Below are 24,411 nucleotides of genomic sequence, written 5' to 3' on the forward strand. Positions count from 1 at the left end.
TTTTTTATTTTGGAATCTGCCCATGAAACACTTACAAAAACTGATTCATCTCTTTCTCGGCACTGCCGTCATCTCCCTTTTTCTCTTTTCAGGAAGCGCAGCAGCCAAAACGGCGGATATCGCTTTCAGCGAGAAGGCTTCGGACATGATGATCCAGGCACTGAAACCGGAACCCGACAAAAGCTTTCTCAAGCAGCTCTATACAGAGCTTTTCTACCTTCCCATCTGGATCAAAAAAGACAAGCCTTCCAAAGTAAGCCAAGAACTCTTTGACATCATCAAATCTGACAGATCCCTGGAGAGAACGACGGACCTCTACCAGAATGCCCTCTCTCTCGAAGAAGAAATGCATCAGCTCTACGACTACCCAAGCAGTATCGTGCAGAAGATCAACTGGGAGTTCAAGATGAGCCAGCTCTATGAAGAGTATGCCAACTACGTTATTTACGGCAGCATCAACTGGGGTGCCCTTCAGGCAAGGCTCTCGAACCTGCGTGTCTCTGCCATTACTGCGGGCTGGATCACCTATAAGCCCGAAGAAAATCCTCTGAGCGTCATTGAAAATGCCGTGCTCAAAGGTAGCCTGAAAAAAGCCTTTGCAAAGGCTGAACCGCACAAGTACCACTACAGAGCCCTCAGGAAATATCTTGACAAATATATCGCCATCAAAGAGAACGGCGGCTGGCCGACCGTCAACATCAAAGGTGTTCTCCGACCGGACCACAGGAACACCGCCGTACCGGATCTCAGAGAACGCCTGCTGATCACCGGGGACTACATTCCCTGCGATGAGAGTGATGAGAGCGACCTTTATGACAACTGTCTCAAAAAGGCGGTCATACGCTTTCAGAAACGCAACGGCCTGAGCGCCAAAGGCGTCATAGGCAAGAACACGCTCAAAGCACTCAACCAGACTGTAGATGAACGTATTACCATCATTAAAATTAACCTGGACCGGATCAAATGGCTGCATGAGCGTCCGGACAACAGGCATATCATCATCAACATTCCCGACTACCGGCTCTACTATGAAGTGAACGGGAAACTGAAAATGACGATGAAGGTCATTGTGGGAAAACGCAAGAACCCTACACCGATCTTCTCAAACCGTGTCAAAAGCGTCGTACTCAATCCTTACTGGAACGTACCCAAGAGTATTATCCAGAAAGAGATGATCCCCAAACTGCTGAGAAATCCGCATGCCATGGCGGGGCAGGGTATCGACATTTACACCGGATGGGGAAGCAATGCCGAAAAGGTCAGTGGCGGATCGGTCAACTGGGCACAGTACCGCTATAGCAAGACCGTACCCTACCGTTTTGCCCAGAGACCCGGGAACAGGAATGCCCTGGGGCGCATCAAATTCCTTTTCCCCAACCAGTTCAGTGTCTATATGCATGACACACCGACCAAACATTTGTTCAAAAGTAACAAGCGCTCTTACAGTCACGGCTGTATCCGTTTGGAGAAGCCCAAACTGATGATGAAAACCATCGCCGCATTCAACCCGAACTTCAAACTGAACAAAGCAGAGAAGATCCTCAAAAGCAAAAAAAATACCTACTTCACTCTCGAGAACACCATCCCCATCGATGTGGTCTACCTTACTGCCTGGGTCGATTACGACGGAAAACTGCAGTTCAGGGACGATGTCTACAAATATGACGAACTGATGATAGCTTCAGTGAGAAAATGGTGAGCCCCGTAAATAAACGGGAACTGCTTCACGTTTATAGGGTCGAAACCGGAGCGGTGGAGCAAAGGGACCCGCGAAGGCCGGAAATCAAGTCGTGAACCGCTTCACGTTTGTAGCTTCGGAACCGGAATGGTCGTAGCGAAGCGGAGCTATGAAAGCCAGAACTTTGAACAAGGCTCGGAACCGAAGGTGATATACCTTGGTACCGCCGAAGGCACAAAAACAACTATCCATAGGGAGAAACAGGTGTCAACAGAACAACAACCCTTCAAATACGCTATCGCCCTCACCGGGGGTATTGCCACGGGCAAGAGTAGCGTTTCGAAAATATTTGAGGAGGAGGGCTTCACGGTTATCGATGCAGACAGGATCGCACATCAGGTCCTCAATGATGCGGCCACTGAGGTTACCAGACTTTTTGGCAGGGAAGTACTTCAAGAAAAGGGTGTGGACCGTAAAGCACTCGGGGCTATCGTTTTTGGGGACAGTGAAAAGCGTAAAGCCCTCGAAAACCTGCTGCATCCGATGATCTTCGATGAGATCCTTCGCCGCTCACAGATCGAGGATGCACAAACGAGGCCTTATCTCGTAGATATACCCCTTTTTTTCGAAACAGCTCGCTATAATATCGAAAGAGTGATCGTCACCTATGCTTCACGCGCACAGCAGATCAAACGGGCCATACAACGTGATGGACTTTCACGCGAAGAGATACTGCGCCGCATCACTGCACAGCTGGATATAGAAGAGAAAAGAAAGAGAGCAACCTACCTCATAGACAACAGTGGAGATGAAATACAGCTCCATCAGGAGAGCAGGCGCATCATCGATAAGATAAAAAAGGATTTTTCATGACCGTAACCAAATATTCCGCCAACGGAAACGATTTCATTATTTTTATTGCACAGGGACATGAGGACAGGTCCGAACTCGCCAAAAAACTCTGTCACCGCCAAAATGGCGTTGGTGCCGATGGCATGGTTGTGGTTCTGCCACATAAAGAGTATGATTTCGAGTGGGAGTTCTATAATTCTGATGGTTCCGAAGCAAACATGTGTGGCAATGCCAGCCGCGCCGTAGCCCATTTTGCTCATGAAAAAGGCATCTCCAAAGACGGAAAAGCAGAGTTCCTGACCGGTGCAGGAGTCATCCGTGCCACAATCAATGGCCTCTATGTCGTCAGCGATATGGTCGAACCCGATATCCAGCGTGATGACATTGACGAAAACGGGGAGAGGTGGTGGCTTATTGATTCCGGGGTACCACATCTTGTCGCTATCCGGGAAAACATTGACAATTTTGATCTGGCAGAAGCACGTAGACTCAGGGAAAAATACGATGCCAATATCAATATCTGCCGCCTGGACGGGGATACCCTCTATGTCAGAACCTATGAACGCGGGGTGGAAGATGAAACCCTGGCCTGCGGAACAGGAATGGTCGCCTGCTACATCCGTCTGCATAAAGAGGGTAAAGTACCTGACCAGATCAAAGTACACCCAAAAAGCGGTGACGAACTCTATGTAAGCTACGAAGAGGGTGTCTATCGTTTTGGCGGCAAGGTGACCAAAACCTTCATTGCTGAAACACTGATATAGGAGAAAAAATGAGATTTTTATGGATCATACTGATCGCTGCCGGACTTGCTGCAGGTGAATTTGATGAAGCCGTAACAGAGTATAAGCAGGGCAACTACATCAAAGCCCTCGATGCCTTTTATGTATTGGCAAAAGAGGGGCATCCCAAAGCGCAATTCAATGTGGGGCTGATCTATGCCAACGGCAAAGGGGTCAACAAAGACATCTATCAGGCCAAGGAGTGGTACAAAAAAGCTGCCAAACAGGGAAATACTGCTGCACAGTACAACCTGGCAAAGCTGATTTCCCAAAGCTCCGACAAGACGGACCCGGGTGCACAGGAAGAGGTGAGATACTGGTATGAAAAAGCTGCCGAGGGAGGCCAAAAAGAGGCTATGAACGACCTTGCACTACTCTATTTGAAAGGTAGTGGCGTCAAACAAAACAAACGCAAAGCTTTCGGGCTTTTCAAAAAAGCCGCACAACTGGGTGATGCTTCGGCACAGATCAATCTTGCACTGATGTATGCCTGGGGTGAGGGAATCCCCAATGATAAGGTCAAAGCCTACAATAACCTGAAGCAGGCACTCAGACAGGGTAAGACAGAAGCCTCCGTCTACCTTGAGCGACTTTGCAAAGAGAGCAGCTGGGCCTGCCAAAATGATTAAGAGATATTAGAGGTACTCTTAAGTATCTCTTGGCTATAATTCCAACCTACAAAATGTGATCGCGTAGCTCAGTTGGTAGAGCACTACCTTGACATGGTAGTGGTCGTTGGTTCAAGTCCAATCGTGATCACCACTTTAAATCCCAGGTCCCATATCAATACAATTCCTGACAAATATTTTATATCTCCATTGGAAAACTATCAAACTTATATGGTAAAATGATATTTACTGACTAAAAGGGGTGTATCAATGGCTGAACAACAAATGGCATATCAGGAAGAGCGTTTTTACAGTATGGTCAGAATGAGCATATTGCTGCTATTGACTTTTCTAAGTTTTTTTATCAGTGCAGATATCTATCCGCAGATACAGCTGATACAGATGGTTTTAGGGTCCTTGATGATCCTTTCCCTGGCCTACCATGCATTAATCACCTATATGCCTGACAGCTTTGTTGCTGTCAGAAAAAATACCCTCATGTTGATGGATTTTTTTATTCTGACATTCCTGATCAATAGTCTGGGGGCCCAGGGCATCTACCTTCTGCCGCTGTACGCCATTATCGTCATGCAGAGCAGCGTAAGCTACGGTCTTGGCTATTATGTCAGTGGTGCGGTGATCGCAACAGCCTCATTGGCTTACCTGGCAACCCTTTCAGATTACTGGAAGGGGCAGTATGATGTTATCGTAGCCTTTGGTATTACCACTTTACTGGTACCTCTTTTTTATATAAAAACCCAACACAGACTGAATCAAAAGATCGATGAAGCGGAAGAAAAGATCGCTTATGTAGACCAACTCGAGGAGGAGATGAGCACAGAACTCACCGGGGTAAAAGATAGGGACACATACAAAAAAAGCCTCAGGGAACTGGTGAAGGAAAAATCGCCGTTCACACTTCTTTTCATCTCCCTGCTGCAGATCGATGAAGGCAAAGAAGAGGAACATATCAACGAAATACTTATTCAGGAGATCGTCGACAAGGTAAACAAAGTACTTGGGGAGGATGATCTTTTTGCCAGACTGAGCGGTAACGAGTTTGTCATTATCAGTAAATACCCCCGTGCCTTCCTCAGAAAGTATCTGCAAAAACTGGAAGACACCATTGTCTCTACACACAAGGTCAACGGCAAAAGTATCCGTATTGAACCCAATATCGGTGTAGCACTCTACCCTGAAGACGGCCGGAATGAGATGAGCATCGGAAAATGTGCCGATGAAGCCATGCATGCCGTCAAAGAGAAAGCAAATGTTCGTCACCTTTTCTATCGCGGGATTGCAAGCTAATTTTGGTATAATACAGCCATTTTTAACACGGCCACTCTGTGCATTTCAGCATAATCGGACTGGTCGCATATGACAGAAAAGGGTTATTGTGAGTGAAAATCTAATTGGTTACATAGACGAGCAGGGTAACATCATAGACACACAGAGTGCAGGGGAGAACTGTACCGCAACACCGATAGTGTTCGACAATTCGGAAAAAGCACTGGAGATCATCAGGCACTCTACCGCACACCTTATGGCACAGGCGATCAAAGAGCTCTACCCGGATGCACAGTTCTTTGTCGGCCCGGTAGTGGACGAAGGGTTCTACTATGACTTCAGGGTCAACGAAAAGATCGGGGAAGAAGACCTCAAAACGATCGAAAAGAAGATGAAAGAGCTCATCAAAAAGAAATACAGGATCGAAAAATATGAGATCAGCAAAGAAGAGGCACTGAAGAAATTTGCAAACGATGACCTCAAACAGGCAGTACTTTCCCGCATCCCTGATGAGACCGTTTCCATCTACAAGCAGGGAGACTTTGAAGATCTTTGCAGAGGACCTCATGTCCCTGCCCTCAGATTCCTGCACAATTTCAAACTGACCAGAGTAGCCGGTGCCTACCTCGGCGGTGACGAAAATGCCGAAATGCTCACCCGTATCTACGGTATCGCTTTTGCGGACAAAGAATCACTCAAGAATTACCTGACAATGATGGAAGAGGCCAAAAAGCGTGACCATCGAAAGATCGGTACGGAGATGGGACTCTTCATGTTCAACGAAGAATCCGGTGCAGGACTGCCTTTCTGGATGCCACAGGGAGCCAAGCTCCGTTATAAACTTGAGCAGATACTCCACAAGGCCCACCTGGTAAGAGACTACGAACCCGTACGCGGTCCGGAGATACTTAAGGCTGACATGTGGCGGACCTCCGGGCACTATGCCTGCTACGGCGAGAACATGTATCTTACAGAGATCGACGGTCAGGAGTACGGTATCAAGCCGATGAACTGTATCGGGCATATTCAGATCTTCAAGCAGACACAGAAGAGTTACCGTGATCTGCCGCTCAAATATTATGAATACGGTGTAGTCCACAGACATGAGAAATCCGGTGTGCTTCACGGGTTGCTGCGTGTCAGGGAATTCACCCAGGATGACGCGCATATCTTCTGTGCACCTGAGCAGATCGCTTCGGAAGTCCTGGAAGTTGTGGAATTCGTCGATTCGGTCATGAAGCTTTTCAATTTCGAGTACACCATGGAGATCTCCACCAAGCCGGAAAAGGCTATCGGCGACGATGAAGTCTGGGAGACGGCGACACAGGGGCTGAAAGATGCACTCAAGGGCAATGACCTTCCTTATACCATCGATGAGGGCGGCGGGGCATTCTACGGGCCGAAGATCGACATCAAGATCACCGATGCCATCGGCAGAAAATGGCAGTGCGGGACCATTCAGGTCGACTTCAACCTGCCTGAACGTTTTGAGGTGGAGTATGTTGCAGAAGACAACAGCCGTAAACGTCCGGTGATGATCCACCGTGCGATCCTCGGTTCATTCGAACGTTTCATCGGTATCCTTACAGAACACTATGCCGGAGAATTTCCCTTCTTCATTGCACCGACACAGGTGATCTTCGTTCCGATCAGTGAAGCACATGCCGGTTATGCCTACGGGCTTAAGAAAAAGCTGAGACTTGAGGGGATAGATGCTGAAGTCTATGACAAAAACGATTCACTCAACAAACGTATCAGGACGGCGGAAAAGCAGCGTGTACCCTATGTTGTCATCGTCGGCGACGAAGAAGTGGAGAACCATTCCGTAGCTATCAGGAACAGAAGGACACGTGAACAGTATAATCTAACACAAGACGAATTTATGGTAGAATTAACCAAACAACTTCAAGAAGGAAAGATTTGAGTAGACAAAACGACAGAAACAACAGAGGTAGAAAAAAGGCTGACAGCACCATTATGAATGATGCCATCAGAGCGAGTGAACTGAGAGTGCTGGGAGATGACGGCGAACAGTTCGGTATCATTTCAAGAGACGAAGCACTGAAGATCGCAGAAGAAAAAGGTTTGGACCTGGTACTCGTTTCACCGGATGCCAAACCGCCTGTTGCCAAAGTAATGGACTACGGAAAACACAAATACGAGCTTGAAAAGAAAAAGAAAGAAGCACGGAAAAACCAGAAGAAGATCGAGGTAAAAGAGGTAAAATTCTCTTGCAAGATCGCCGAAAATGACATTGCCTACAAAGTAAAGCATGCACGTGAATTCCTTGAGAAAGGAAAACATGTCAAACTCAGAGTCTTTCTGAGAGGAAGGGAAATGGCAAATCCGGAATGGGGTGTTGAGGTACTCAACCGTGTCTGGCCGATGCTTGAAGATATCGCACAGCTTGAATCACCTCCAAAGCAGGAAGGGCGCTATATCAATATGTATGTTACGCCACTAAAGAAATAAACTGTCAAGCCTGACAGTTTCCTGACTACATCATTCCGGACTTGATCCGGAATCCCCCTTTTTTATTCCGCTTCGAGAACTGCTCCGTTACTTGCATTGGTCACCAATGCTCTGTACTGTCTGAGCCACTTGCTTTTTAGCGGTTTAACGATCGGTTTGAATTTGTCTTTCCTCTCTGCGATCTCTTCAAACGTAAGTTTTGCTTCCAGGATATAATTATCTACATCGAGATGGATCTCATCGCCGTCCTCAAGCAGGCCTATCAGACCGCCTTCTGCAGCTTCAGGACTCACATGTCCGATGCTGGCTCCTCTGGTTGCGCCGGAGAACCTTCCGTCGGTAATGAGCGCCACTTTATCACCCAGTCCCATACCCATAATAAGGCTGGTAGGGCTGAGCATCTCCTGCATTCCCGGTCCGCCTTTTGGACCCTCGTAACGGATCACGACAACATTTCCGGCTTTGACTTTACCGCTCAATATACCTTCTATAGCTTCATCCTGCGAATCAAAACAGACGGCTGTCCCGGTAAAGGCCCTGTCTCCCGTGATCCCTGCAGTTTTAATGACCGCTCCCTGTTCTGCAAGGTTTCCGTAGAGTATCGCCAAACCACCCACTTCGGAGTAGGGGTTGTCTACAGTATGGATGATGTCCGTATCGAGTATCTTCGCATCTTTGATACGTTCCATCAGGGATTCACCGGTCACTGTCAGGTTATCCAGAAGAATGTCTTCACCACGCTTGCTCATCTCATGCATGACCGCACTGACACCACCGGCTTTGTTGATATCTTCCATGTGCACTGTTGTCAATGACGGAGAGATCTTCGCAATATGTGATACGCGTTTACTGATCACATTGATATCTTCAAGATTAAAGTCCACTTCCGCCTCTTTGGCAATGGCAAGCATATGAAGCACGGTATTGGATGATCCACCCATCGCCATATCCACGGCAAAGGCATTCCGCACCGCTTTTTCATTCAGGATGTTTCTCATACGGAACTTTTCACGCTCAGCCGCTTCGGATTTGGCGATCTCACAGATGCGTCTTGCCGCTTTTTTGTAAAGTTCCGTTCTCTCCGGGGTCAATGCAAGAATAGTCCCATTACCCGGCAGAGCGATCCCCATCGCTTCCATGAGCGTATTCATGGAGTTCGCCGTAAACATTCCCGAACAGGACCCGCCGCTTGGACAGGCGTTACATTCCATTTCTGTAAGTGTCTCTTCTGATATCTCGCCCGCTTCATACTCACCCACTCCCTCAAAAACAGTGGCAAGATCGATAGGTGTACCATCCTCCATATGTCCTGCAGCCATCGGACCGCCGGATACAAAGACAGTAGGCACATCCACACGTAAAGCACCCATGATCATCCCCGGAACGATCTTGTCACAGTTGGGGATAGCGATCATCGCATCGAGCTTGTGTGCATTCATCACCGTCTCAATGGAATTGGCAATGATCTCACGGCTGGGAAGAGAATAGAGCATGCCGTCATGCCCCATAGCGATCCCGTCATCCACACCAATGGTATTGAACTCGAAAGGGACACAGCCGTTCGCACGGATCTCTGCCTTGATGATCTCTGCGACTTTATTAAGGAAAAAATGTCCCGGAATGATTTCAATAAATGAGTTTGCCACACCAATGAACGGCTTGTCAAAATCTTCATCTTTCACACCTGTTGCACGCAGCAGACTTCTGTGCGGTGCCCTGCTATAGCCCTGTTTTATCTCGTCACTTCTCATGAAAAAGCCTTTATATACTGTTTTAATGAGTGGATTATAGCACTTTTATGTTCAAAATATCACTTCCTCTTTACTTTAAAAACTTTTTTAGCTATAATCTCACTCCAATTTTAGGGTAAAACTCTTTAATGGTATGGATGCGCGGGCGTAGCTCAGCGGTAGAGCATCACCTTGCCAAGGTGAGGGTCGACGGTTCGATCCCGTTCGCCCGCTCCATAAAATAAAATTTAAAATGTGTAATAAACATGGTACCTGCAATGCCCGGGTGGTGGAATGGTAGACACAGGGGACTTAAAATCCCCCGGTCATTGTGACCGTGCCGGTTCAAGTCCGGCTCCGGGTACCACCAATATATGGAACCATCGCCAAGTTGGTAAGGCCGCAGCCTGCAAAGCTGCTATTCGCCGGTTCGAGTCCGGCTGGTTCCTCCATTACAAACTGATTTTTATCTTTTTTGGATAAACTTCTGTTTCTACATACTGTCGGGAGATGTCAGAGCGGTTGAATGTGCCGGTCTTGAAAACCGGTGAGGGTAATACCTCCGGGGGTTCGAATCCCCCTCTCCCGGCCACTATATCCGTACTTTACGCACTACTGTCAGCTGATTTGTCAGTAAACAACTTCAATTTTCTATCCACTTTCAAATGTTCACCCTTGATGAACTTTCCATAGTTACGTATGATCATCTGTGTCGTTGAATGACCTACAAGCTGGGCGATCTGCATAATAGACATATCACTATGTTTAAGCATAGAGACGATAAACGTGTGACGAGTAGCATAAGGTTTTCTATATTTTATACCCAATGTAGCCAAAAGTACTCTCCACTCTCTATAATGATTCTCACCAAACCTATTTACCCTGAACCCATCGGCCTTGACAAACAACCAGAGAGACTTACCAGTAAATTCAAGATAAGGCAAGAGATCGTCCAGGATCGGAACCTCTCTTATACTCTTTTTGGTTTTAGGTGTTGTAACATTGCCATCAACAACGGATCTTCTCACCCTAATCACTTTTTTATCGAGATCGATATCAGACCACATCAAGCCCAATATCTCTCCCATGCGCATCCCGGTAAAGAAGCCTATAGCAAGATACAATTTTAAAAAACCATCCGCTGCATCCAGGATCCTACGCACTTCATCATCCGTAAAAGGCTCAATCTCCTCAACATCATGTTCTGGCAGCTTGATGTTACGCGCTACATTATTGTGGATCACTTCATGATCAATAGCAACATCGATCACACCAACCAGACTGGCCATATAATTACGTACAGTTTTAGGGGATCTCGTTTCCAGCATATCCTGAACCCAGTTCTTAATGTCAGACCTCTTTATCTTGTCGATCCTGATATCACCAAAATAAACATTAATCTGCTCAACGTGCATCGTTATTCGCTTATATGTTTTATTATGTATTTTGGACCTTAGAAATATTTCACTATAATGAGAAAACTTCTTAGGCACATCCACAGAAAAATCACCACGTAAGATCTTGGCCTGCAGCGCTGGGATCACCTCTTTTTGTATCATCGATCTATTCAATGGAGTATCGGGCAAACGTGTACTCTTTTGAACAGTCCGTCCGTAAGCCTCGTACTCCAAATACAACTTACCATTATTGCGACAAAACATTTTTACCACTTTACAATCCTTTCCAATGGATCATGGGCATACTATGATACCATATCCAGTATGTTCTGGGCTTGTGGAGATACTGTAACAGACTGATTTTCCACCCACTCAACCATCCTGGAGACTTTCCAGTCAATTCTCTTAGTTTTCGTAAAATAATGAACACCCTCAAAAAAATGAACACCACGATTACGCAACAGGTAATCAGGAGAATATCCTATGAGTTTAGCCATGTCACGCGTTTTTCGATACATTAGAATAGCAACTCCGGATCCTGGTCATTTTCAAACATTGACATAAATATATCATCTGCAAAATCAAGAAGATCCTCTTCATCATTCTCTTCAACAATTTGCCACGGATTAAAATCATCACCATAATCCTGAGGATCCTTTTCACGTTCCCGTCTCAACGCCTCTTCATAGGCCTCTACATCGAAATCGGGATGATCTTCGAGGATGAAAGATTTTCCAGACAGATCATCATCGTCAACAGTAGATACCTTTTGAACTTCATCATAACTCATTTCTTTCTCCTCCAATACATATTTTTGTCTATCATAGATGATATCTGATCCCAAAATCATCAATTCGGGCTTCTTGGTACTCTCGTTGAGGAATACCTGGAGCTGTTTGTCACGGTACAGTTTCGTCAACTCAAGCATAGTAAACCTACCATTAAGTGGACGATAGATCGAAAGTGACACCAAAGTCCGAGAAGTGTAGAAGCGAGTAATACCATTACTGATGTACCAATAGCTCAACTCCGATATCTTACCATCTCCACGGAGATCGTCAAGCGTTTTGTAGATATATTTCAACATGTACGAATAGGAATCCTGCACCTGGACACGGATGAAGTTTTTCGTGCCGTCATTTTTTTTGAACACCTGCTTCTTCTTTCCCTTTTCCCAGACAAACGATTCTTGCCATTCATCAGGTATATAGGTGCTTGAAATATCAGACTGAGGAAATGGAAATAGACGGAATATTGCATCAATCAGCCTGGCAACTGCATATCTGGGAACAAACATCGCTACGTGAACATGAGGGGTGCCATTTTTGTGCGGTTCCATAACCCGGAAGGAACATCTATCATCCGGATCAATCTCTTTGTACGAACGATCCTGTCTAATCTTGGCCAGCATTTTTGTTAGGTATTTACTGCCAGCCTTTGGAGTATAGTCATCATAGTTGTCCGTACCATCTGCATATTTTGGATTATACACCAATTTGCCGTTGATCGTTTTCATTTTGTGGTATGCGCTTGGGAGGGTGAGCGTGAGGAAGATAGTCTCAAGTCCACGATCTTGAGCATACTCAACCATACTGTATACTCGATGCTGTATCTCGGCGACATAACGATCAGCATTAATTGTAGGTGATTTGTAACAGTCAATCAACGGAATCTTGTCTCCAGCCTTTGAAACAAGATAGTGAGAGTTGAGAAACAGTTTGGCCCGAGATATTTTAGCCTTAGCCATTCTAACCCCACGACGAGTTAAACCATATTGCAGATTTTTGGTTTTCACGATAAGCTCCTGATATATTGTTAGGTAAAGTTTGACAAAAAATCCAATGAAAATCAAGGGTTTTGTGTAAATATTTTCTAATAAAATAATATGTCCACAACTTTGTATTAGATAGCCAAGACACTCCATCCTTTTTCCGCGCAGTAGCGCAGAAAAAGTTGTAGTGTTCAAGCGGCTAAGCCGCTATTATCAATGTAGACTGAGCATATCTTTCTTGTCTTTAGTAGGTTTGGCAGCCACAAAATCTACAAACATATCAAGTGTACGAGATGAAACAGTTACATATATATCAATACTATACATATTCTGAACAGAGTTCACAACAGTAAAGTCAGCAGCAAAGAATTTACGAAGAACAGGATAAGGTATGTCCTGAAAATGTTTACTGCTGCAAATTGAATCATAACACCTGATACGCAACAACTGATCACCAGCATCTGACATTTTATGAACTTTACGTGCAGGAGGAACAGCATGATCATTTTTTTTAGCAGAGGAATACTGATATTTTGAGGCATCTGGATTATCAGATTTTACTTTTACAGGATCCCCAGCAAAAGCACTCATAGAAAATTTGTAATATGCAAACAGACCACCAAACAAAAATGCAAGCATGATCAGCTTAGGGATCAAGAAAGACTTATGCTTGATCTTATCACCAGATTTATAGAGATCAAAAATCTCTTTCCGGAAAAACAAACGCTCAGACATATACTTATCAGAACGTAACATACGTGTTGTTGCGTAATAGTTGTATTTGGAATACTTGTTAGAAAGTTTGAACGAAGAGGCGACAGGTGAAACTACATACTCTATCGTATACTTGTACTTAGGCTTGATAAGACCAAGTGCCTGGGTAATAAAATAGAAATTAAAACCAAGATGCCCTTGATAAGAGAACAACCAACGAATATGTGCGAGATCACGCGATAGGTACTCTTGAGCCTCATCGCAAAAAAAAATAGAACGATAAAAACCGTCCTGCCTTACCTTTTCCACAATATGATGATCATAATCATCATGTTCTCTTTTGGCTTTTTTGAAGTAGTCATGAAGATCCCTAACCCATGTATCAAAAAACCATTCATAATCAAGTTTTTTTACATTTTCGAACTGATCATATTTGAAGCCACCAATATTAGTATATATCTGATCAAAATCATCGCTTTTGGACTTAACCAGATTATTGATCATATTGACAGCCCAGTAGGTCTTACCAGATCTGGGCTTCCCAACTACATAATAGATCATAGTATTCCACCTTTTCTGGACATTTCAGTAGCTGCCTGAACAGACTTATCCCAGATAGATAGGAACATGCGGTATGCAAAATAAGTAAGATAAAGCACTATATTGGAAAAAACGAGAGGCAAATAAATATCTGCAACCTGTAAAATACCATACGAATCAAGCATCGACCAGACAATAGCGTTAAAATCATTGATACCGTCAGACCCTATAACAACCGTAGATGAAGATGTAGAGTAATCAAACAGATCGTGAAGTTGAGTATATATGCTAAGTAGCGCATTAAATCCATAGCCAATAAATGCAGCAGCAGCCGCAAGATATGCAATTCGAGCAGCATAAATCAAACCGGCAAAAAAATTCTTAAGACTAAAAAGACGCGGAGCAATCTTCTTAACCAACCACTCTATAATAAAACCTATTGCAGAAATTAAAAAAGGCATCAGAACTCCTAAAACATGCTCATAGTATTGTTGAATTTTTTAGACATTTTTTTATAAGAACGTCGAGCGTAAGAACCAGAAAGTGTACCGGGCAGATACTCTATAATAATATATGTAGCTCTTCTATTATTATTATTACTGGAAGTCTTGAATAAATTACCCAAAACAGGCAGATCACCCAGAACAGGAATCTTACTTTGATCTCCAGTTTGACTAACTGTTCTAAAACCGCCTACCATGATAGACTGGCCCTTGTTCAAACGAATCACGTTGTTGAATGATTTCTCAGAAAGCTTAGGCAAAAGTTCCGAAGTAGCAGTACCTACGGGAAGTGAATAATTAAGCGAAAACCCCAAAGTAACCCGTCGCTGCGTTAAATAGTGCGGAGTAAGACCTAAACTCAAACCAATATCCATATAATCGTATGAATTAGTGTCCTGAGTTTTAGCATCTGAAATCGTATTAGTAGACTTGAGGTATGGAACACGATGAACATTTTTGATAACTGATTCAACTCCATCAAGCGTATTGATTATAGTAGATGTTCTGATATTGGCAATAGAGTGCTGATCCAAATAATTCAGAGCTGAATACAAAGAAAGCTTACTGTCACCAGAAGCATACGGTACAGATTGTAAATTGATCATATTGACCATCGAGACAAAGTAGTTAAAATTATCAGTAACAATTTGACCCAATGCAGCGGTATCAATACCAGTTTGATTCAATTTGTCAAGATCGATGTCAAAAATAGTGATTTTAAAATTATATACATCACGAGGTATATCCACCACAGATAAAACATTCTGGACAGCCTGATACTGATCGGGATCAACATCAAAAACTATCTTATTGGTACTTGGCAGATATGTATGCTTCAAACCCTTCAACATTGGCTTAAGCGATTGATAAACATCACCGCGCATAGTATAGGTATGATAACCACGGAATTCATCTGCAAGATTGTGATGAACAAAGTAAAAACCTGACTTAAACTGCAAACTATATCCATTTTCGCTAAGGACATTACGAAAAGCAGGCAAGAGTTTAGGAATTTTTTTATCCATATAAAATGAAACCGTAGAATTAACATCCTGACCGACTATTATATTCACACCATCGTTCTTTGAAACAATACCAGCCATACGACGTATGGATATATCCTGTAGCATTGGAGCAGATTCATTGATATAAAGCTTATTGAGATCAAGAAGATCTTCGGCATTTGATAATGAAAAAACAAAAAGTAAAGAGAAAAATAAACGCAACATACTATATACCTCCTTTGGCATCAAAGATCGCAAAAACAAAACGAATATTTAAACGAATCAATAAGATCATGAAAAAAACCGTCAACATAAAAACAATATATGGACGAATTGTCGGTGAAAACTGACATAAATCAGCTGATTTTGATTTTCCAAAAACATTGAACGTCATAGAACATGAACCCGAAGTAGGAAAATTAAGCTGATAAGTACCATCCATTTGAGCCACAAGGGAATCATAGGAAGCCTTAACATCGTTTGGAACGGAAAGTAAATCATCCATAAATACAGATATATCAGATTCGTGCTGATCAAACGAACTAAAATCAAGATCTGGCAGATCCGCAGTTGAGCCACCCTGGAGAAAATCATTAGTCTTTTTCAGCTCATCCACAACACCAGAATTATCTGATTGAATATTGATACCATTCACAGCATCAACCACATCGGAAAACCCCTGAACATTAGCATTCTTCAACTCATCTATATGATTCGTAATAGACGTAGAGGCCATTTGAATATCACCTGATGTCGATGCAAAACCAGTAGTAAGATCTGCATGCAAAAGATCAAGTTTCCCCTCGATACCGGACGTATCAATCGTACCACCAGTATTGTTTGTATCACCAGAACCAGAACCATCTCCCGTTCCAGAACCAGAACCAGAACCATCTCCTGTTCCAGAACCATCTCCCGTTCCAGTAGAGTTGTTGTCACCAGTAGAATTATTATCACCAGTAGTATTACTATCCCCAACATCAAGAATACACTCTTCTGAACCTAAAGTAGGATCTGGTACATATCCGGCATCGCAGGCAAAATCACCAAGGTCATCGTTCCATGACTTGTTGTCAATCTCCGAAATAGGGCGTGATGAAGTTTCACAATTATAATACACTACACCACGAGCATAGCTATGAGTATCGTTATAACAGGTAACTGATTCATCTATATAGTAATCTGTGTAGTATGTAATAGAGTAAGATGTGCCATAATAACCTGAATCAAGAGTAGGAGCAGTACCTGTACATGAATTTTGTGGCAGTTCAGCGGTGGACGAAACAGAAGCCCAGTTAGAGCCCTGCGGGCAGTGATCCATTATGCCTGCGTGCGCTACGCTGAATAAACCGAAAAACAGAAAATAAATCCCGAGCTTTACTACCGATCTCATACCGCCTCTTTAACCAACCGAGAAATGGCCACAAAAACCAAAAATACCACATAAAAATGAGCAAAAAGCGACATAAAAAAGTTAAACGTCAAATCATTTGAAAACGCATATATTTCCATACTAAAATCTCCTTGCAAACGAAACAATTACCAATAATATAGAGCCTCCGAACACAATGGCAGTCAAACCGATCAACAACGTATAGTTATCATAAGACAAACCAGAATCCTCCAGGACAGGCATCACAACACAATTACCATCTGGATCCAAATAGAACCCGTTCACAAAATTGCCATACTTGGCCCTACTGCGGCATATTTCCGATCCATCATCAGATCGATTGAAACACCAGCCACCACCAGTACGCTGATGAAGAGAGATAACACATAAGCCATCTTTTTCATAATAATAATCAGCATTAAGAAAAGTAAAAAAGGCAAGAAAGATCAGGATCCTCTTCATCGTGAACCCCTGGACAAATGAATTACTGCAATAACTACTGTCAATACCACAAAAAAAGAAATCAAAGAGACGAAAAGTACACCAAAATTTGTAGATTCGAACAAAAAGCTGCTCATAATATTTCCTTTTTTGTAGCATTTATGCTCCGCCGCAAGGCAGAACATAAGTTGTTAGCCGAAATTAAGCCTTACGAGTAAGCTTGATAACAGCACCGATGATCACCATGACCAATACGAAACCGATAACTGTAGGCGCAAACGAGTTGACCTGAGTGCCAGCATCATCAATCTGAGTTGACAGAGTGGTAAGATCAAGTGGTGTAGCAGCAGCCATGGAAGCCACAGACATACCAACAAGACCTGCAAGACTTGCGATGAACTTTTTCATATCTTTCTCCTTTCCTTGTTTTTGAGCGGATACGCTCGTCAATAGTGCTATGCAGCACCATCAAGCAACGTATCTATTACCTGTATGTTACGCATGAGAGCAGCCAATGTGGTATAGAGATCAGCTTCATATCTGCAAGTATGCTGACTAAAACCAACATAACGAACAAGTGTGGGATCATCCACGGTAACAATGACAACGTTATCTACGTGAGTGCAGGAAAAGAGGGTATTGAGGCTATCTACAGCAACAAGCCTCATATATGGGCCATTGTCCTGTGTGTCCGCAACAATATCAGGGAGCAAAACCGTCATGGAGACGGCGGAAGAGCGGAATATTGCCTCAATCACCTCTGCTTTCATTATGCAGCCTTTTGTTTTTTCTCGGCAGCCTGGAACGGATGCGTATCAGTGATCAGGTACGGTACTGAGTTATCACGCGCCATGTATGACTTTTCACCGAAAGTCTTAAGCTGAAAAGAAACCGTAATGTACTTGTCAAGAGATTCGCGAAGAACTTTTTCATCCTCTTTTGGGAAAGTTACTTCCTGAACGCCAAGCTTACGATGACCATCAGCATCAACATATCGCTGCTCTATAGTCACTTTTACCGATTCTTTGACCTCTCCGGTCTCTTTGTTCGTGTAACTCTGTGGAATGGCTTCGTAGATCGTGCCAGTGAGTGAGTAGATCATGTGGGTCCTTTTTTTGAGTTTTGTTGAAATTGTTTCGCATGCGAAACTTTTTCTACATTTTAAGTCTATAACAAGTAAACTTAAATATATATTAAATTTAGAAAATAATACGAAAGAGTTGAAATAAATTCGCATATTATGGTAGAATTAAATAAGATGAAAGGAAATTATTATGAAATTGAAAAAAGCTACGATAGCAAAATTGCTTGGCAACACGACCAAAACAGTAGAGAACTGGGAAAAAGAAGGCAGACTAATCATCACAATGCTGCACAACTATTTTGAGGAAGAGGATATCACAGAATTTTTGAACTCGGGAACAATAGATAAGCTGGAAAAACTGAAAGTACAAGAAACGGAAGTAGATATTGACACAATCAATACGGCATACTTCAAGATAAAGACAACCGGGAAAAAAGATCCAGAATCATTAATTTCAGAGATCAAGCAAATGAAAGACAAACACAACATAAGGAAAGCCCTACCAGTAGCAAGCTTGATGTACGCGGCAAAAGCGGCTAAAACCAACAGAACAAAGCTGATCGATGAAGTAGATAAACTGGAGATCAGAGAATCATGGAAGAACATCATAAAAGAATTTATAACAGAAGAACTGACTACGGCAGAAGTAAACCAGATCGTATTAAACCAAAACATCATTATGGAAAGACTGAGAAGAATAACCAAGTCATTAACCTGGTGGTAGCAGATTTAGTATCGGGAGCGAAGTGGTCACGAAAATACAATAGAAATTATATCTTTTTTGGAAAATATTTGCACAAAACCCTTGACATATGTAAATTTTTTGTGTATACTATGTATATACAAAATAAAAATAAAGGAAAACAAAATGAAAGCAAATCAAGAAATAACCAAAGAGGTTCTGGAAGACCTAAAATCAAAAGGAATGAAAAATGCAAAGTTTATTGACTATGAAGGAGATCGTAGAATTTGCAAAATTCAAACAAGAGGAGCTGAAAGACTACTCCTGGATTACGACTATTATTTTTTGGGTGCACTGATCTTAACAGATCACCTGGATGAATTAAGCTATGAATACATTAATGAACTAAGTATAGCAATCAGGACAGATATACGAAAAATGGATGATACACTATTCGACATAATCGCAGAGAAAGAACAGCTATGCAAAAAAATTTTAGATAGATATATAGAAATCACTGATGAATTTTCAGATTTTCTTGGGAGTGATGAATATGTAACTGATAGTGACCGCAAGAGAAAACTATATATGTATGAAGCAGAACTGGAGGACATGAAATGTCAATAAAAAAATCAGAAACAAAAAATAAAATTAGCTTCAATATTCGAGTCGAAAAAAAACTAAAAGATGCGTTTGTAGCAGCATGCAAAGAAAATGATGATGATGCCTCTAAGGTGATACGACGGATGATGAGAAACTATGTACAAAAAAATAACCCGTCGTGGGGTTAGAATGGCAAAGGCTAAAATATCTCGCGCAAAGTTGTTTCTATCGGGAGCAGAGTGGTCATAAACTATATAGTATGGCACGTCCTCTTGTCACAATATTTATATAATTACACTTATTGATATAACAATAAATGTTATATGTTCATATATTTTATATAAACTACCTGCTATAATTTTTCTAAAAAAAGGTTAACAATGATGAAAAGAATAGCTTACCTTCTTATAGTAGTATCTTCATTATTATTTGCAGAAATCACAAACATAGCACAAGGCGATCTTATGGAAAGATTAGCTTCAGATATAATAAAAAAACACAAATTTAGTGATTATGAAAAAAATGCACTTGTTAAATTTTATTACAAAGGTGACCCACAAAAACTTGATAACATTTTATATGGGGGAAAAGACGACTTCCTAAAAATGGACCTACAGGGAGAGGCTCAGAAGAAATTTCAAAAAGAAATAAATAATATACCAAGTTTTGATCTGACAAAAACATATCAGATAAAAGTTTTAGCTAATTATGATAGATATGACTTCAATAAAGAAATTTTTCGATTTTATATGCCAGGTAGTATGCAAATCGAAAAAGCACGAAAAATGTTTAATAATAAAACACCCGAAAATAACAATAATAAACAAAAAACCTTGAAAATCAATGAATACGGAAGTTTTGTCACTTTTGACAATATACGACAAAAATCAAGAGCAGAAGTAGAAAGATTTTCGCTTAGGTTCAAGAAATCAGATGCAAGAATTTTTGACAAAATGAACCCAAGAAAATTAGAATTGGACATTGTCTTTAAAATAAACAAAGCATCAAACTATGGTAAATATTTTCCTGAATCAGGAATGCGAGTAAAAATCAATGCTAATGTCTTATATGTAATTGTAAAAGATCCCCAAAGTGATCATATATATAAAAAAATCAACATAGAGCAATAGCTTAATATGACCACATTTAAAAAACCTTACATAGTCACGAAAACTGTCAGCTGTTTTGTCAGTCAGAATCACCCATAATCCACTGACATTTTATATTACAATCTCTCATAAGCCCCTATTTCAGGGGCAACTCAATATATGGTATGGGGTTCGAATCCCCCTCTCCCGGCCACCTTATATAATTATCCAACAATTTGAAATCATCCAAAAACAATCTTTCAAAAATAGTGCTATAATCTTTCAAAATTTTTATGCAAAAGGTCCATTATGTCTTCCAATATAGGAAAACTGCTTCTACGTCTTATGCTGGGAGGTTTATTGCTTTTTCACGGGCTTTATAAACTACAGCACGGTATCGGCTCCATTAAAAGTATGGTTGTCGGACACGGGTTGCCCGAAGTGCTGGCTTACGGTGTATATGTGGGAGAAATACTCGCTCCATTGCTGCTGATACTCGGTGTCTACAGCAGGGTCTGGGCAGGGGTGATCGTTCTCAATATGCTCATGGCGGTCTGGCTGACAAATTTCAAAGGGATGCTGGGTCTGGGTGCTTTTGGTGCCTGGGAGATGGAAACCACTATGTTCTACCTGCTGACTGCACTGGCTATTACATTACTTGGTTCTGGAAAATATGCAATCAGGAGGGATTGAAAGGATCCTCACTGCCTTTGGCCGAATACCAGTCCCAAACAAGCCAAAAGAGGAGCAGAATACCGATGCCAAGATTCACATAGCTGCCACCATCCTCAAAGAGTTTTTCGACCAGCCAGTAGAGTTTTCGCCCCGCTTCCGTAGGATCGGTCAGGGTCTTTTCATGCGCCCATGCCGTGATCTCTTCTCCCCAGATGAACCCCGCGATCTCCGGAAGAATGAAAAAGAACAGAACGCCGAGCACGCCCCAAATGTTTCGTTTGGGTTTCAATGACTCGGCACTTTTTCGCAGGACAGGATTCGCTGCTGTTCTTTTTACCGCATGCTTCAAACGTTCTTTCATAGCCTTCCTTCTCATAGAATTGGGTATTGTAATTTACTTTCTTCAAAACCAAGTAATTTCATAGTATACTACTCTTATAGATTTTTTAAAACCAAGGTTTATTACATGAAAGTATTGACTTCCGTTCTTTTTCTATTTTCTATACTTCTTTTCACAGGTTGTGAAAGCCCTACACCTGGCGGCAAAAAAGTACACAAAGAGTACTTCACCAACGGGCAGATACGCTCAGAATTTATCATGACCGACAACACCAAAATGAACGGGGTATTGAAAAAATACGGAACCCACGGTAAACTGACTTCCACTGTTACTATAAAAAACGGTGTCAAGAATGGTGTCGAAGTTCTTTACGATCCAAACGGACTTGTACTTAGACGTACACCGTATGTCAGGGGGGAAAAACAAGGGACCCAGACATTCTACTATCCCAACCAGGATGTGCTTGCGACCATTCCATGGCGCTCCGACAGAAAGAACGGTATCGCTGTGATGTATTACCCTGACGGCTCCGTGAAGCAGAAGGCAAAATACAAGAATGACAGGCGTATCTATTAGAGGCATTTCCAATCATTTTTAAAAGAAAAAGAGTGGCTAAGCTATGAGCGGACTTCTGCCAAGGTATACCCATATCATCAACCCCAGTCTCAGACATACCTACCTCTCATTTGACGAGGCTGGTGGGCTCATTATCAAATCTCCCGAAGTTTCCCGGCATTACATCGAACAGCTCCTTCTCAAAAAAGCGAAATGGATCACACGCTCCAGAGAAAAGATCCTGCAAAAAAAAGGAAAAACACCGGACTTTACACAAAAAAGCAAGCTCTACTACAAAGGGATCGCCTATCCTCTCAGTGTGATTCCTCATGAAAAAAAGAGAACAGAGCTTCGTTTTGAAGAGGGGGTGTTCTCTCTCTTCAGCAACAGACACGATATAGGATTGTTTCAAAAACACATAGATCGTTTCTACAAAAAAGAGGCGGAAGCATACCTGCCGGAACTGGTTGAAAGATGCGCACAGCAGATGCAGCTTTTTCCCAGGGATATCCGTTTTAGAAAAACCAAACGCCAGTGGGGCAGCTGCTCGGGGGAAAATGTACTCAGTTTCAATACCATGCTGATGAAACTGCCTGAAAATGTAATAGAATATGTCGTTGTACATGAACTCGCACATATCAGACATAAACACCACCAGAAGCATTTCTGGGAACTGGTCGAAGTACAGATGCCGAAGTACAAAGAGTGCATCAAAGAACTTCACTCTTATACCACCTAAGGAGACTCCCATCGATACTCTATACCTTTTGCTTTTTCTCTTTATTGTCCTTGGAGGTTCGGTCTTTACCTACATTTACTACCTCAAAGAGAAAAAAGAGCAGCTTGATGCCATCAAACGCGGTTTCTGCCCAAAATGCCACCAGAAGAGCATCGAGCTGACCGACCAGAGATCGGGTGGATGTTCCGGACCGAAGATCGTCTCTTTTGAATGTACCGAATGTGGATACTACAACAGTTTTTCAATGGAAAATGACGGTGGCTGCGGGAGTGGAAGGTGTGGGTAGTACCAAATGTTGAATGTTGATAACGATGACATATCCCTTTATCTTTATCAACTGTTTTTGACGCCATTTCGATAAAAATTAAAAAAAGGATATTTATATGCGATTTTCTGCGAGTACTTTGGACTTTTCCGTGCTTCCCTACCAGGAGGGCGTGACTCCGAAAGTGGTCAAACCCAACCCTGGATTTCTATCCGATATAGGTGAAGAGGGGATGCGGGAGCTTTTTGTACGTTTCTATATCTGTCTGCATGAAAGCCCGATAAAAGATCTTTTTCCGGAGGACTGGGACGATATGCTCAAAGCGGCGGACAATTCTGCGGATTTCTTCATTCAGATCTGTGGCGGTCCGGATTACTTCACCCAGCATAAAGGGGCACCACAGATGAGAAAAAGACATACCCCTTTTGCCATCACTCCCCAAAGCCGTCTGGACTGGCTTGCCTGTTTCAGGGAAGCATTGCAGCTGATCATTGAAGAGAAGCGGAGCAGTGATGTGAATATTCAATATTTCTGGAACTACCTGAACACATTCTCCATCTGGATGATCAATGCGAGGGATCATCACTGATCAAAATGTTTGACCCTTTTTTGTCAAAATTAATCGAAACTGAGTTGACACAGTGTCGTACTACTTCTTCCGCATCTTCACCCTCTGAAGATGTGTCAAAGCAATCGCCATCGCATCGGTAATATCTAAAGGCTTGATCTCTTTTTTGATCCCCAGGAGCCTCTTTACCATGAAAGCAACCTGTTCTTTGGCCGCTTTGCCGTTCCCTGTGACTGCTTTTTTCACCTGAAGCGGTGTGTATTCGTAAAAGTAGCCTACCTCCTGAAGTATCTTCAAGGAGAGTGCCCCCCTGAACTGTGCGAGTTTGAGAACCGACTTTGGATTGTAGGCGAAAAAAATATCTTCGATTGCCACTTCATCGATGGGATGGGCCTTCAGAATGATGTCTATCCCCTCTACAAGCTCTACGATCTGCTCCTGGAGCTCTTTTGCCCTGATCTTGAGAAGTCCCGCTTCTACAAGTGAAAACTTTTTTCCATCCCAATGCAGGATACAATAGCCTAAATTTCGGCTTCCGGGGTCGATTCCTAAAATATTCATTCACACCTTTGTTCACATAGTGAATAAAAATATTCACTCTCTTTTAATAGCCTTATTTTAGCCAATATAAGCTAAAATA

At 42.5% G+C, this 24,411-nt stretch carries 29 protein-coding genes and 5 tRNA genes; 21 read left to right on the top strand and 13 right to left on the bottom strand.

Annotation, left to right across the window (positions count from 1 at the left end; translation table 11 throughout):
- The first annotated feature begins 22 nt into the window (after positions 1 to 22).
- The 8 genes from YH65_RS10955 to infC all read left to right on the top strand — a co-directional run bounded on the left by YH65_RS10955 (position 23) and on the right by infC (position 7,679).
- Complete coding sequence (locus tag YH65_RS10955; protein WP_046551895.1) at positions 23 to 1,699, top strand: L,D-transpeptidase family protein; 1,677 nt, start codon at positions 23 to 25, stop codon at positions 1,697 to 1,699.
- Between the two features lie 243 nt (positions 1,700 to 1,942).
- Positions 1,943 to 2,551: a dephospho-CoA kinase gene (gene coaE, locus YH65_RS10960; protein ID WP_046552168.1), complete on the top strand. Its 609-nt coding sequence runs from the start codon at positions 1,943 to 1,945 to the stop codon at positions 2,549 to 2,551.
- On the top strand, positions 2,548 to 3,294 hold the full coding sequence (dapF, locus tag YH65_RS10965) for a diaminopimelate epimerase (RefSeq protein ID WP_046551896.1): 747 nt from the start codon (positions 2,548 to 2,550) through the stop codon (positions 3,292 to 3,294). Before coaE ends, dapF begins: the two co-directional genes overlap by 4 nt.
- An 8-nt stretch (positions 3,295 to 3,302) precedes the next feature.
- The gene (locus YH65_RS10970) at positions 3,303 to 3,941 is read left to right on the top strand and encodes a tetratricopeptide repeat protein (RefSeq protein WP_046551897.1); all 639 of its coding nucleotides are present in this window, start codon (positions 3,303 to 3,305) and stop codon (positions 3,939 to 3,941) included.
- Positions 3,942 to 3,998: 57 nt separating this feature from the next.
- Positions 3,999 to 4,074: transfer RNA gene (locus tag YH65_RS10975), tRNA-Val, on the top strand.
- A 116-nt stretch (positions 4,075 to 4,190) separates the two neighbouring features.
- Positions 4,191 to 5,228 (top strand): diguanylate cyclase domain-containing protein, encoded by a 1,038-nt coding sequence (locus YH65_RS10980; protein ID WP_046551898.1) that lies wholly within the window; start codon positions 4,191 to 4,193, stop codon positions 5,226 to 5,228.
- A gap of 88 nt (positions 5,229 to 5,316) precedes the next feature.
- Entirely contained in the window at positions 5,317 to 7,131 is a 1,815-nt protein-coding gene (gene thrS / locus YH65_RS10985; protein WP_046551899.1) for a threonine--tRNA ligase, read from the top strand.
- Positions 7,128 to 7,679 carry a translation initiation factor IF-3 gene (infC, locus tag YH65_RS10990; protein WP_084722074.1) on the top strand — a complete coding sequence of 184 codons (552 nt, stop codon included), beginning with the start codon at positions 7,128 to 7,130 and terminating at the stop codon, positions 7,677 to 7,679. The genes thrS and infC overlap by 4 nt, the downstream gene beginning before the upstream one ends.
- Positions 7,680 to 7,741: 62 nt before the next feature.
- Here infC and ilvD read toward each other — a convergent pair whose 3' ends face one another.
- A complete protein-coding gene (gene ilvD / locus YH65_RS10995; protein WP_046551900.1) occupies positions 7,742 to 9,430 on the bottom strand; it encodes a dihydroxy-acid dehydratase in 1,689 nt (562 codons plus the stop codon).
- A gap of 141 nt (positions 9,431 to 9,571) precedes the next feature.
- Between ilvD and YH65_RS11000 the strand changes: the two genes are divergently transcribed.
- The 4 genes from YH65_RS11000 (at position 9,572) to YH65_RS11015 (ending at position 10,001) form a co-directional block, all read left to right on the top strand.
- Positions 9,572 to 9,646: transfer RNA gene (locus YH65_RS11000), tRNA-Gly, on the top strand.
- Positions 9,647 to 9,689: 43 nt separating this feature from the next.
- A tRNA-Leu gene (locus YH65_RS11005) sits at positions 9,690 to 9,776 on the top strand.
- 9 nt (positions 9,777 to 9,785) lie between these two features.
- A tRNA-Cys gene (locus YH65_RS11010) sits at positions 9,786 to 9,861 on the top strand.
- Between the two features lie 52 nt (positions 9,862 to 9,913).
- A tRNA-Ser gene (locus YH65_RS11015) sits at positions 9,914 to 10,001 on the top strand.
- Positions 10,002 to 10,014: 13 nt separating this feature from the next.
- On the opposite strand, the gene YH65_RS11020 is transcribed toward YH65_RS11015, so the two are convergent.
- The 10 genes from YH65_RS11020 to YH65_RS11070 all read right to left on the bottom strand — a co-directional run bounded on the left by YH65_RS11020 (position 10,015) and on the right by YH65_RS11070 (position 18,274).
- Entirely contained in the window at positions 10,015 to 11,070 is a 1,056-nt protein-coding gene (locus tag YH65_RS11020; RefSeq protein ID WP_154806500.1) for a tyrosine-type recombinase/integrase, read from the bottom strand.
- A 253-nt stretch (positions 11,071 to 11,323) separates the two neighbouring features.
- Positions 11,324 to 12,601 (bottom strand): replication endonuclease, encoded by a 1,278-nt coding sequence (locus YH65_RS11030; protein ID WP_169745678.1) that lies wholly within the window; start codon positions 12,599 to 12,601, stop codon positions 11,324 to 11,326.
- A gap of 189 nt (positions 12,602 to 12,790) precedes the next feature.
- Positions 12,791 to 13,852 carry a zonular occludens toxin domain-containing protein gene (locus tag YH65_RS11035; protein ID WP_046551904.1) on the bottom strand — a complete coding sequence of 354 codons (1,062 nt, stop codon included), beginning with the start codon at positions 13,850 to 13,852 and terminating at the stop codon, positions 12,791 to 12,793.
- Positions 13,849 to 14,292 (bottom strand): hypothetical protein, encoded by a 444-nt coding sequence (locus YH65_RS11040; RefSeq protein ID WP_046551905.1) that lies wholly within the window; start codon positions 14,290 to 14,292, stop codon positions 13,849 to 13,851. Before YH65_RS11040 ends, YH65_RS11035 begins: the two co-directional genes overlap by 4 nt.
- An 8-nt stretch (positions 14,293 to 14,300) precedes the next feature.
- Positions 14,301 to 15,563, bottom strand: coding sequence for a type II secretion system protein GspD (locus YH65_RS11045; RefSeq protein ID WP_046551906.1), 1,263 nt, complete (start codon positions 15,561 to 15,563; stop codon positions 14,301 to 14,303).
- Position 15,564: 1 nt separating this feature from the next.
- A complete protein-coding gene (locus tag YH65_RS11515) occupies positions 15,565 to 16,731 on the bottom strand; it encodes a hypothetical protein (RefSeq protein ID WP_046551907.1) in 1,167 nt (388 codons plus the stop codon).
- A gap of 281 nt (positions 16,732 to 17,012) precedes the next feature.
- A complete protein-coding gene (locus YH65_RS11745) occupies positions 17,013 to 17,135 on the bottom strand; it encodes a hypothetical protein (RefSeq protein ID WP_281175039.1) in 123 nt (40 codons plus the stop codon).
- Between the two features lie 238 nt (positions 17,136 to 17,373).
- Positions 17,374 to 17,580, bottom strand: coding sequence for a hypothetical protein (locus YH65_RS11060; RefSeq protein ID WP_046551909.1), 207 nt, complete (start codon positions 17,578 to 17,580; stop codon positions 17,374 to 17,376).
- A 47-nt stretch (positions 17,581 to 17,627) separates the two neighbouring features.
- Positions 17,628 to 17,942 (bottom strand): hypothetical protein, encoded by a 315-nt coding sequence (locus YH65_RS11065; protein WP_046551910.1) that lies wholly within the window; start codon positions 17,940 to 17,942, stop codon positions 17,628 to 17,630.
- Complete coding sequence (locus YH65_RS11070) at positions 17,942 to 18,274, bottom strand: hypothetical protein (RefSeq protein ID WP_046551911.1); 333 nt, start codon at positions 18,272 to 18,274, stop codon at positions 17,942 to 17,944. Before YH65_RS11070 ends, YH65_RS11065 begins: the two co-directional genes overlap by 1 nt.
- Positions 18,275 to 18,446: 172 nt before the next feature.
- On the opposite strand from YH65_RS11070, the gene YH65_RS11075 reads away from it, so the two are divergent.
- From YH65_RS11075 to YH65_RS11090, 5 genes are all read left to right on the top strand, one after another.
- Positions 18,447 to 18,980, top strand: coding sequence for a hypothetical protein (locus tag YH65_RS11075; RefSeq protein ID WP_046551912.1), 534 nt, complete (start codon positions 18,447 to 18,449; stop codon positions 18,978 to 18,980).
- A 144-nt stretch (positions 18,981 to 19,124) separates the two neighbouring features.
- Positions 19,125 to 19,565 (top strand): hypothetical protein, encoded by a 441-nt coding sequence (locus tag YH65_RS11080; RefSeq protein WP_046551913.1) that lies wholly within the window; start codon positions 19,125 to 19,127, stop codon positions 19,563 to 19,565.
- Positions 19,556 to 19,729 carry a plasmid-related protein gene (locus tag YH65_RS11520; RefSeq protein ID WP_154806502.1) on the top strand — a complete coding sequence of 58 codons (174 nt, stop codon included), beginning with the start codon at positions 19,556 to 19,558 and terminating at the stop codon, positions 19,727 to 19,729. Before YH65_RS11080 ends, YH65_RS11520 begins: the two co-directional genes overlap by 10 nt.
- 192 nt (positions 19,730 to 19,921) lie before the next feature.
- The gene (locus YH65_RS11085; protein WP_046551914.1) at positions 19,922 to 20,671 is read left to right on the top strand and encodes a hypothetical protein; all 750 of its coding nucleotides are present in this window, start codon (positions 19,922 to 19,924) and stop codon (positions 20,669 to 20,671) included.
- Between the two features lie 267 nt (positions 20,672 to 20,938).
- Positions 20,939 to 21,322, top strand: coding sequence for a DoxX family protein (locus tag YH65_RS11090; RefSeq protein ID WP_046551915.1), 384 nt, complete (start codon positions 20,939 to 20,941; stop codon positions 21,320 to 21,322).
- Here the strand turns inward: YH65_RS11090 and YH65_RS11095 are convergent.
- Positions 21,309 to 21,665: a hypothetical protein gene (locus YH65_RS11095; protein WP_046551916.1), complete on the bottom strand. Its 357-nt coding sequence runs from the start codon at positions 21,663 to 21,665 to the stop codon at positions 21,309 to 21,311. The two genes, YH65_RS11090 and YH65_RS11095, sit on opposite strands and share 14 nt — an antisense overlap.
- 105 nt (positions 21,666 to 21,770) lie before the next feature.
- Between YH65_RS11095 and YH65_RS11100 the strand changes: the two genes are divergently transcribed.
- From YH65_RS11100 to YH65_RS11115, 4 genes are all read left to right on the top strand, one after another.
- A complete protein-coding gene (locus tag YH65_RS11100; protein ID WP_046551917.1) occupies positions 21,771 to 22,220 on the top strand; it encodes a toxin-antitoxin system YwqK family antitoxin in 450 nt (149 codons plus the stop codon).
- Between the two features lie 43 nt (positions 22,221 to 22,263).
- The gene (locus YH65_RS11105) at positions 22,264 to 22,938 is read left to right on the top strand and encodes a M48 family metallopeptidase (RefSeq protein ID WP_046551918.1); all 675 of its coding nucleotides are present in this window, start codon (positions 22,264 to 22,266) and stop codon (positions 22,936 to 22,938) included.
- Positions 22,939 to 22,966: 28 nt separating this feature from the next.
- Positions 22,967 to 23,224: a hypothetical protein gene (locus YH65_RS11110; protein WP_046551919.1), complete on the top strand. Its 258-nt coding sequence runs from the start codon at positions 22,967 to 22,969 to the stop codon at positions 23,222 to 23,224.
- A gap of 97 nt (positions 23,225 to 23,321) precedes the next feature.
- Positions 23,322 to 23,792, top strand: a complete 471-nt coding sequence (locus YH65_RS11115) for a globin domain-containing protein (RefSeq protein WP_046551920.1) — start codon at positions 23,322 to 23,324, stop codon at positions 23,790 to 23,792.
- A gap of 60 nt (positions 23,793 to 23,852) precedes the next feature.
- Here YH65_RS11115 and ruvC read toward each other — a convergent pair whose 3' ends face one another.
- Entirely contained in the window at positions 23,853 to 24,332 is a 480-nt protein-coding gene (gene ruvC / locus YH65_RS11120; RefSeq protein WP_046551921.1) for a crossover junction endodeoxyribonuclease RuvC, read from the bottom strand.
- Positions 24,333 to 24,411: the final 79 nt, after the last annotated feature.

Origin of the sequence: Sulfurovum lithotrophicum, assembly GCF_000987835.1 — a bacterium.
Taxonomy (GTDB): domain Bacteria; phylum Campylobacterota; class Campylobacteria; order Campylobacterales; family Sulfurovaceae; genus Sulfurovum; species Sulfurovum lithotrophicum.

What these genes read in the sequence shown, in the direction of transcription:
- YH65_RS10955 (WP_046551895.1), top strand. Translation starts at nt 23, where the DNA reads ATGAAACACTTACAAAAACTGATTCATCTCTTTCTCGGCACTGCCGTC.
- dapF (WP_046551896.1), top strand. Translation starts at nt 2,548, where the DNA reads ATGACCGTAACCAAATATTCCGCCAACGGAAACGATTTCATTATTTTT.
- YH65_RS10970 (WP_046551897.1), top strand. Translation starts at nt 3,303, where the DNA reads ATGAGATTTTTATGGATCATACTGATCGCTGCCGGACTTGCTGCAGGT.
- YH65_RS10980 (WP_046551898.1), top strand. Translation starts at nt 4,191, where the DNA reads ATGGCTGAACAACAAATGGCATATCAGGAAGAGCGTTTTTACAGTATG.
- ilvD (WP_046551900.1), bottom strand. Translation starts at nt 9,430, where the DNA reads ATGAGAAGTGACGAGATAAAACAGGGCTATAGCAGGGCACCGCACAGA.
- YH65_RS11020 (WP_154806500.1), bottom strand. Translation starts at nt 11,070, where the DNA reads ATGTTTTGTCGCAATAATGGTAAGTTGTATTTGGAGTACGAGGCTTAC.
- YH65_RS11035 (WP_046551904.1), bottom strand. Translation starts at nt 13,852, where the DNA reads ATGATCTATTATGTAGTTGGGAAGCCCAGATCTGGTAAGACCTACTGG.
- YH65_RS11040 (WP_046551905.1), bottom strand. Translation starts at nt 14,292, where the DNA reads ATGCCTTTTTTAATTTCTGCAATAGGTTTTATTATAGAGTGGTTGGTT.
- YH65_RS11045 (WP_046551906.1), bottom strand. Translation starts at nt 15,563, where the DNA reads ATGTTGCGTTTATTTTTCTCTTTACTTTTTGTTTTTTCATTATCAAAT.
- YH65_RS11515 (WP_046551907.1), bottom strand. Translation starts at nt 16,731, where the DNA reads ATGAGATCGGTAGTAAAGCTCGGGATTTATTTTCTGTTTTTCGGTTTA.
- YH65_RS11745 (WP_281175039.1), bottom strand. Translation starts at nt 17,135, where the DNA reads ATGAAAAAGATGGCTTATGTGTTATCTCTCTTCATCAGCGTACTGGTG.
- YH65_RS11060 (WP_046551909.1), bottom strand. Translation starts at nt 17,580, where the DNA reads ATGAAAAAGTTCATCGCAAGTCTTGCAGGTCTTGTTGGTATGTCTGTG.
- YH65_RS11065 (WP_046551910.1), bottom strand. Translation starts at nt 17,942, where the DNA reads ATGAAAGCAGAGGTGATTGAGGCAATATTCCGCTCTTCCGCCGTCTCC.
- YH65_RS11070 (WP_046551911.1), bottom strand. Translation starts at nt 18,274, where the DNA reads ATGATCTACTCACTCACTGGCACGATCTACGAAGCCATTCCACAGAGT.
- YH65_RS11075 (WP_046551912.1), top strand. Translation starts at nt 18,447, where the DNA reads ATGAAATTGAAAAAAGCTACGATAGCAAAATTGCTTGGCAACACGACC.
- YH65_RS11080 (WP_046551913.1), top strand. Translation starts at nt 19,125, where the DNA reads ATGAAAGCAAATCAAGAAATAACCAAAGAGGTTCTGGAAGACCTAAAA.
- YH65_RS11520 (WP_154806502.1), top strand. Translation starts at nt 19,556, where the DNA reads ATGTCAATAAAAAAATCAGAAACAAAAAATAAAATTAGCTTCAATATT.
- YH65_RS11085 (WP_046551914.1), top strand. Translation starts at nt 19,922, where the DNA reads ATGATGAAAAGAATAGCTTACCTTCTTATAGTAGTATCTTCATTATTA.
- YH65_RS11090 (WP_046551915.1), top strand. Translation starts at nt 20,939, where the DNA reads ATGTCTTCCAATATAGGAAAACTGCTTCTACGTCTTATGCTGGGAGGT.
- YH65_RS11095 (WP_046551916.1), bottom strand. Translation starts at nt 21,665, where the DNA reads ATGAAAGAACGTTTGAAGCATGCGGTAAAAAGAACAGCAGCGAATCCT.
- YH65_RS11100 (WP_046551917.1), top strand. Translation starts at nt 21,771, where the DNA reads ATGAAAGTATTGACTTCCGTTCTTTTTCTATTTTCTATACTTCTTTTC.
- YH65_RS11105 (WP_046551918.1), top strand. Translation starts at nt 22,264, where the DNA reads ATGAGCGGACTTCTGCCAAGGTATACCCATATCATCAACCCCAGTCTC.
- YH65_RS11115 (WP_046551920.1), top strand. Translation starts at nt 23,322, where the DNA reads ATGCGATTTTCTGCGAGTACTTTGGACTTTTCCGTGCTTCCCTACCAG.
- ruvC (WP_046551921.1), bottom strand. Translation starts at nt 24,332, where the DNA reads ATGAATATTTTAGGAATCGACCCCGGAAGCCGAAATTTAGGCTATTGT.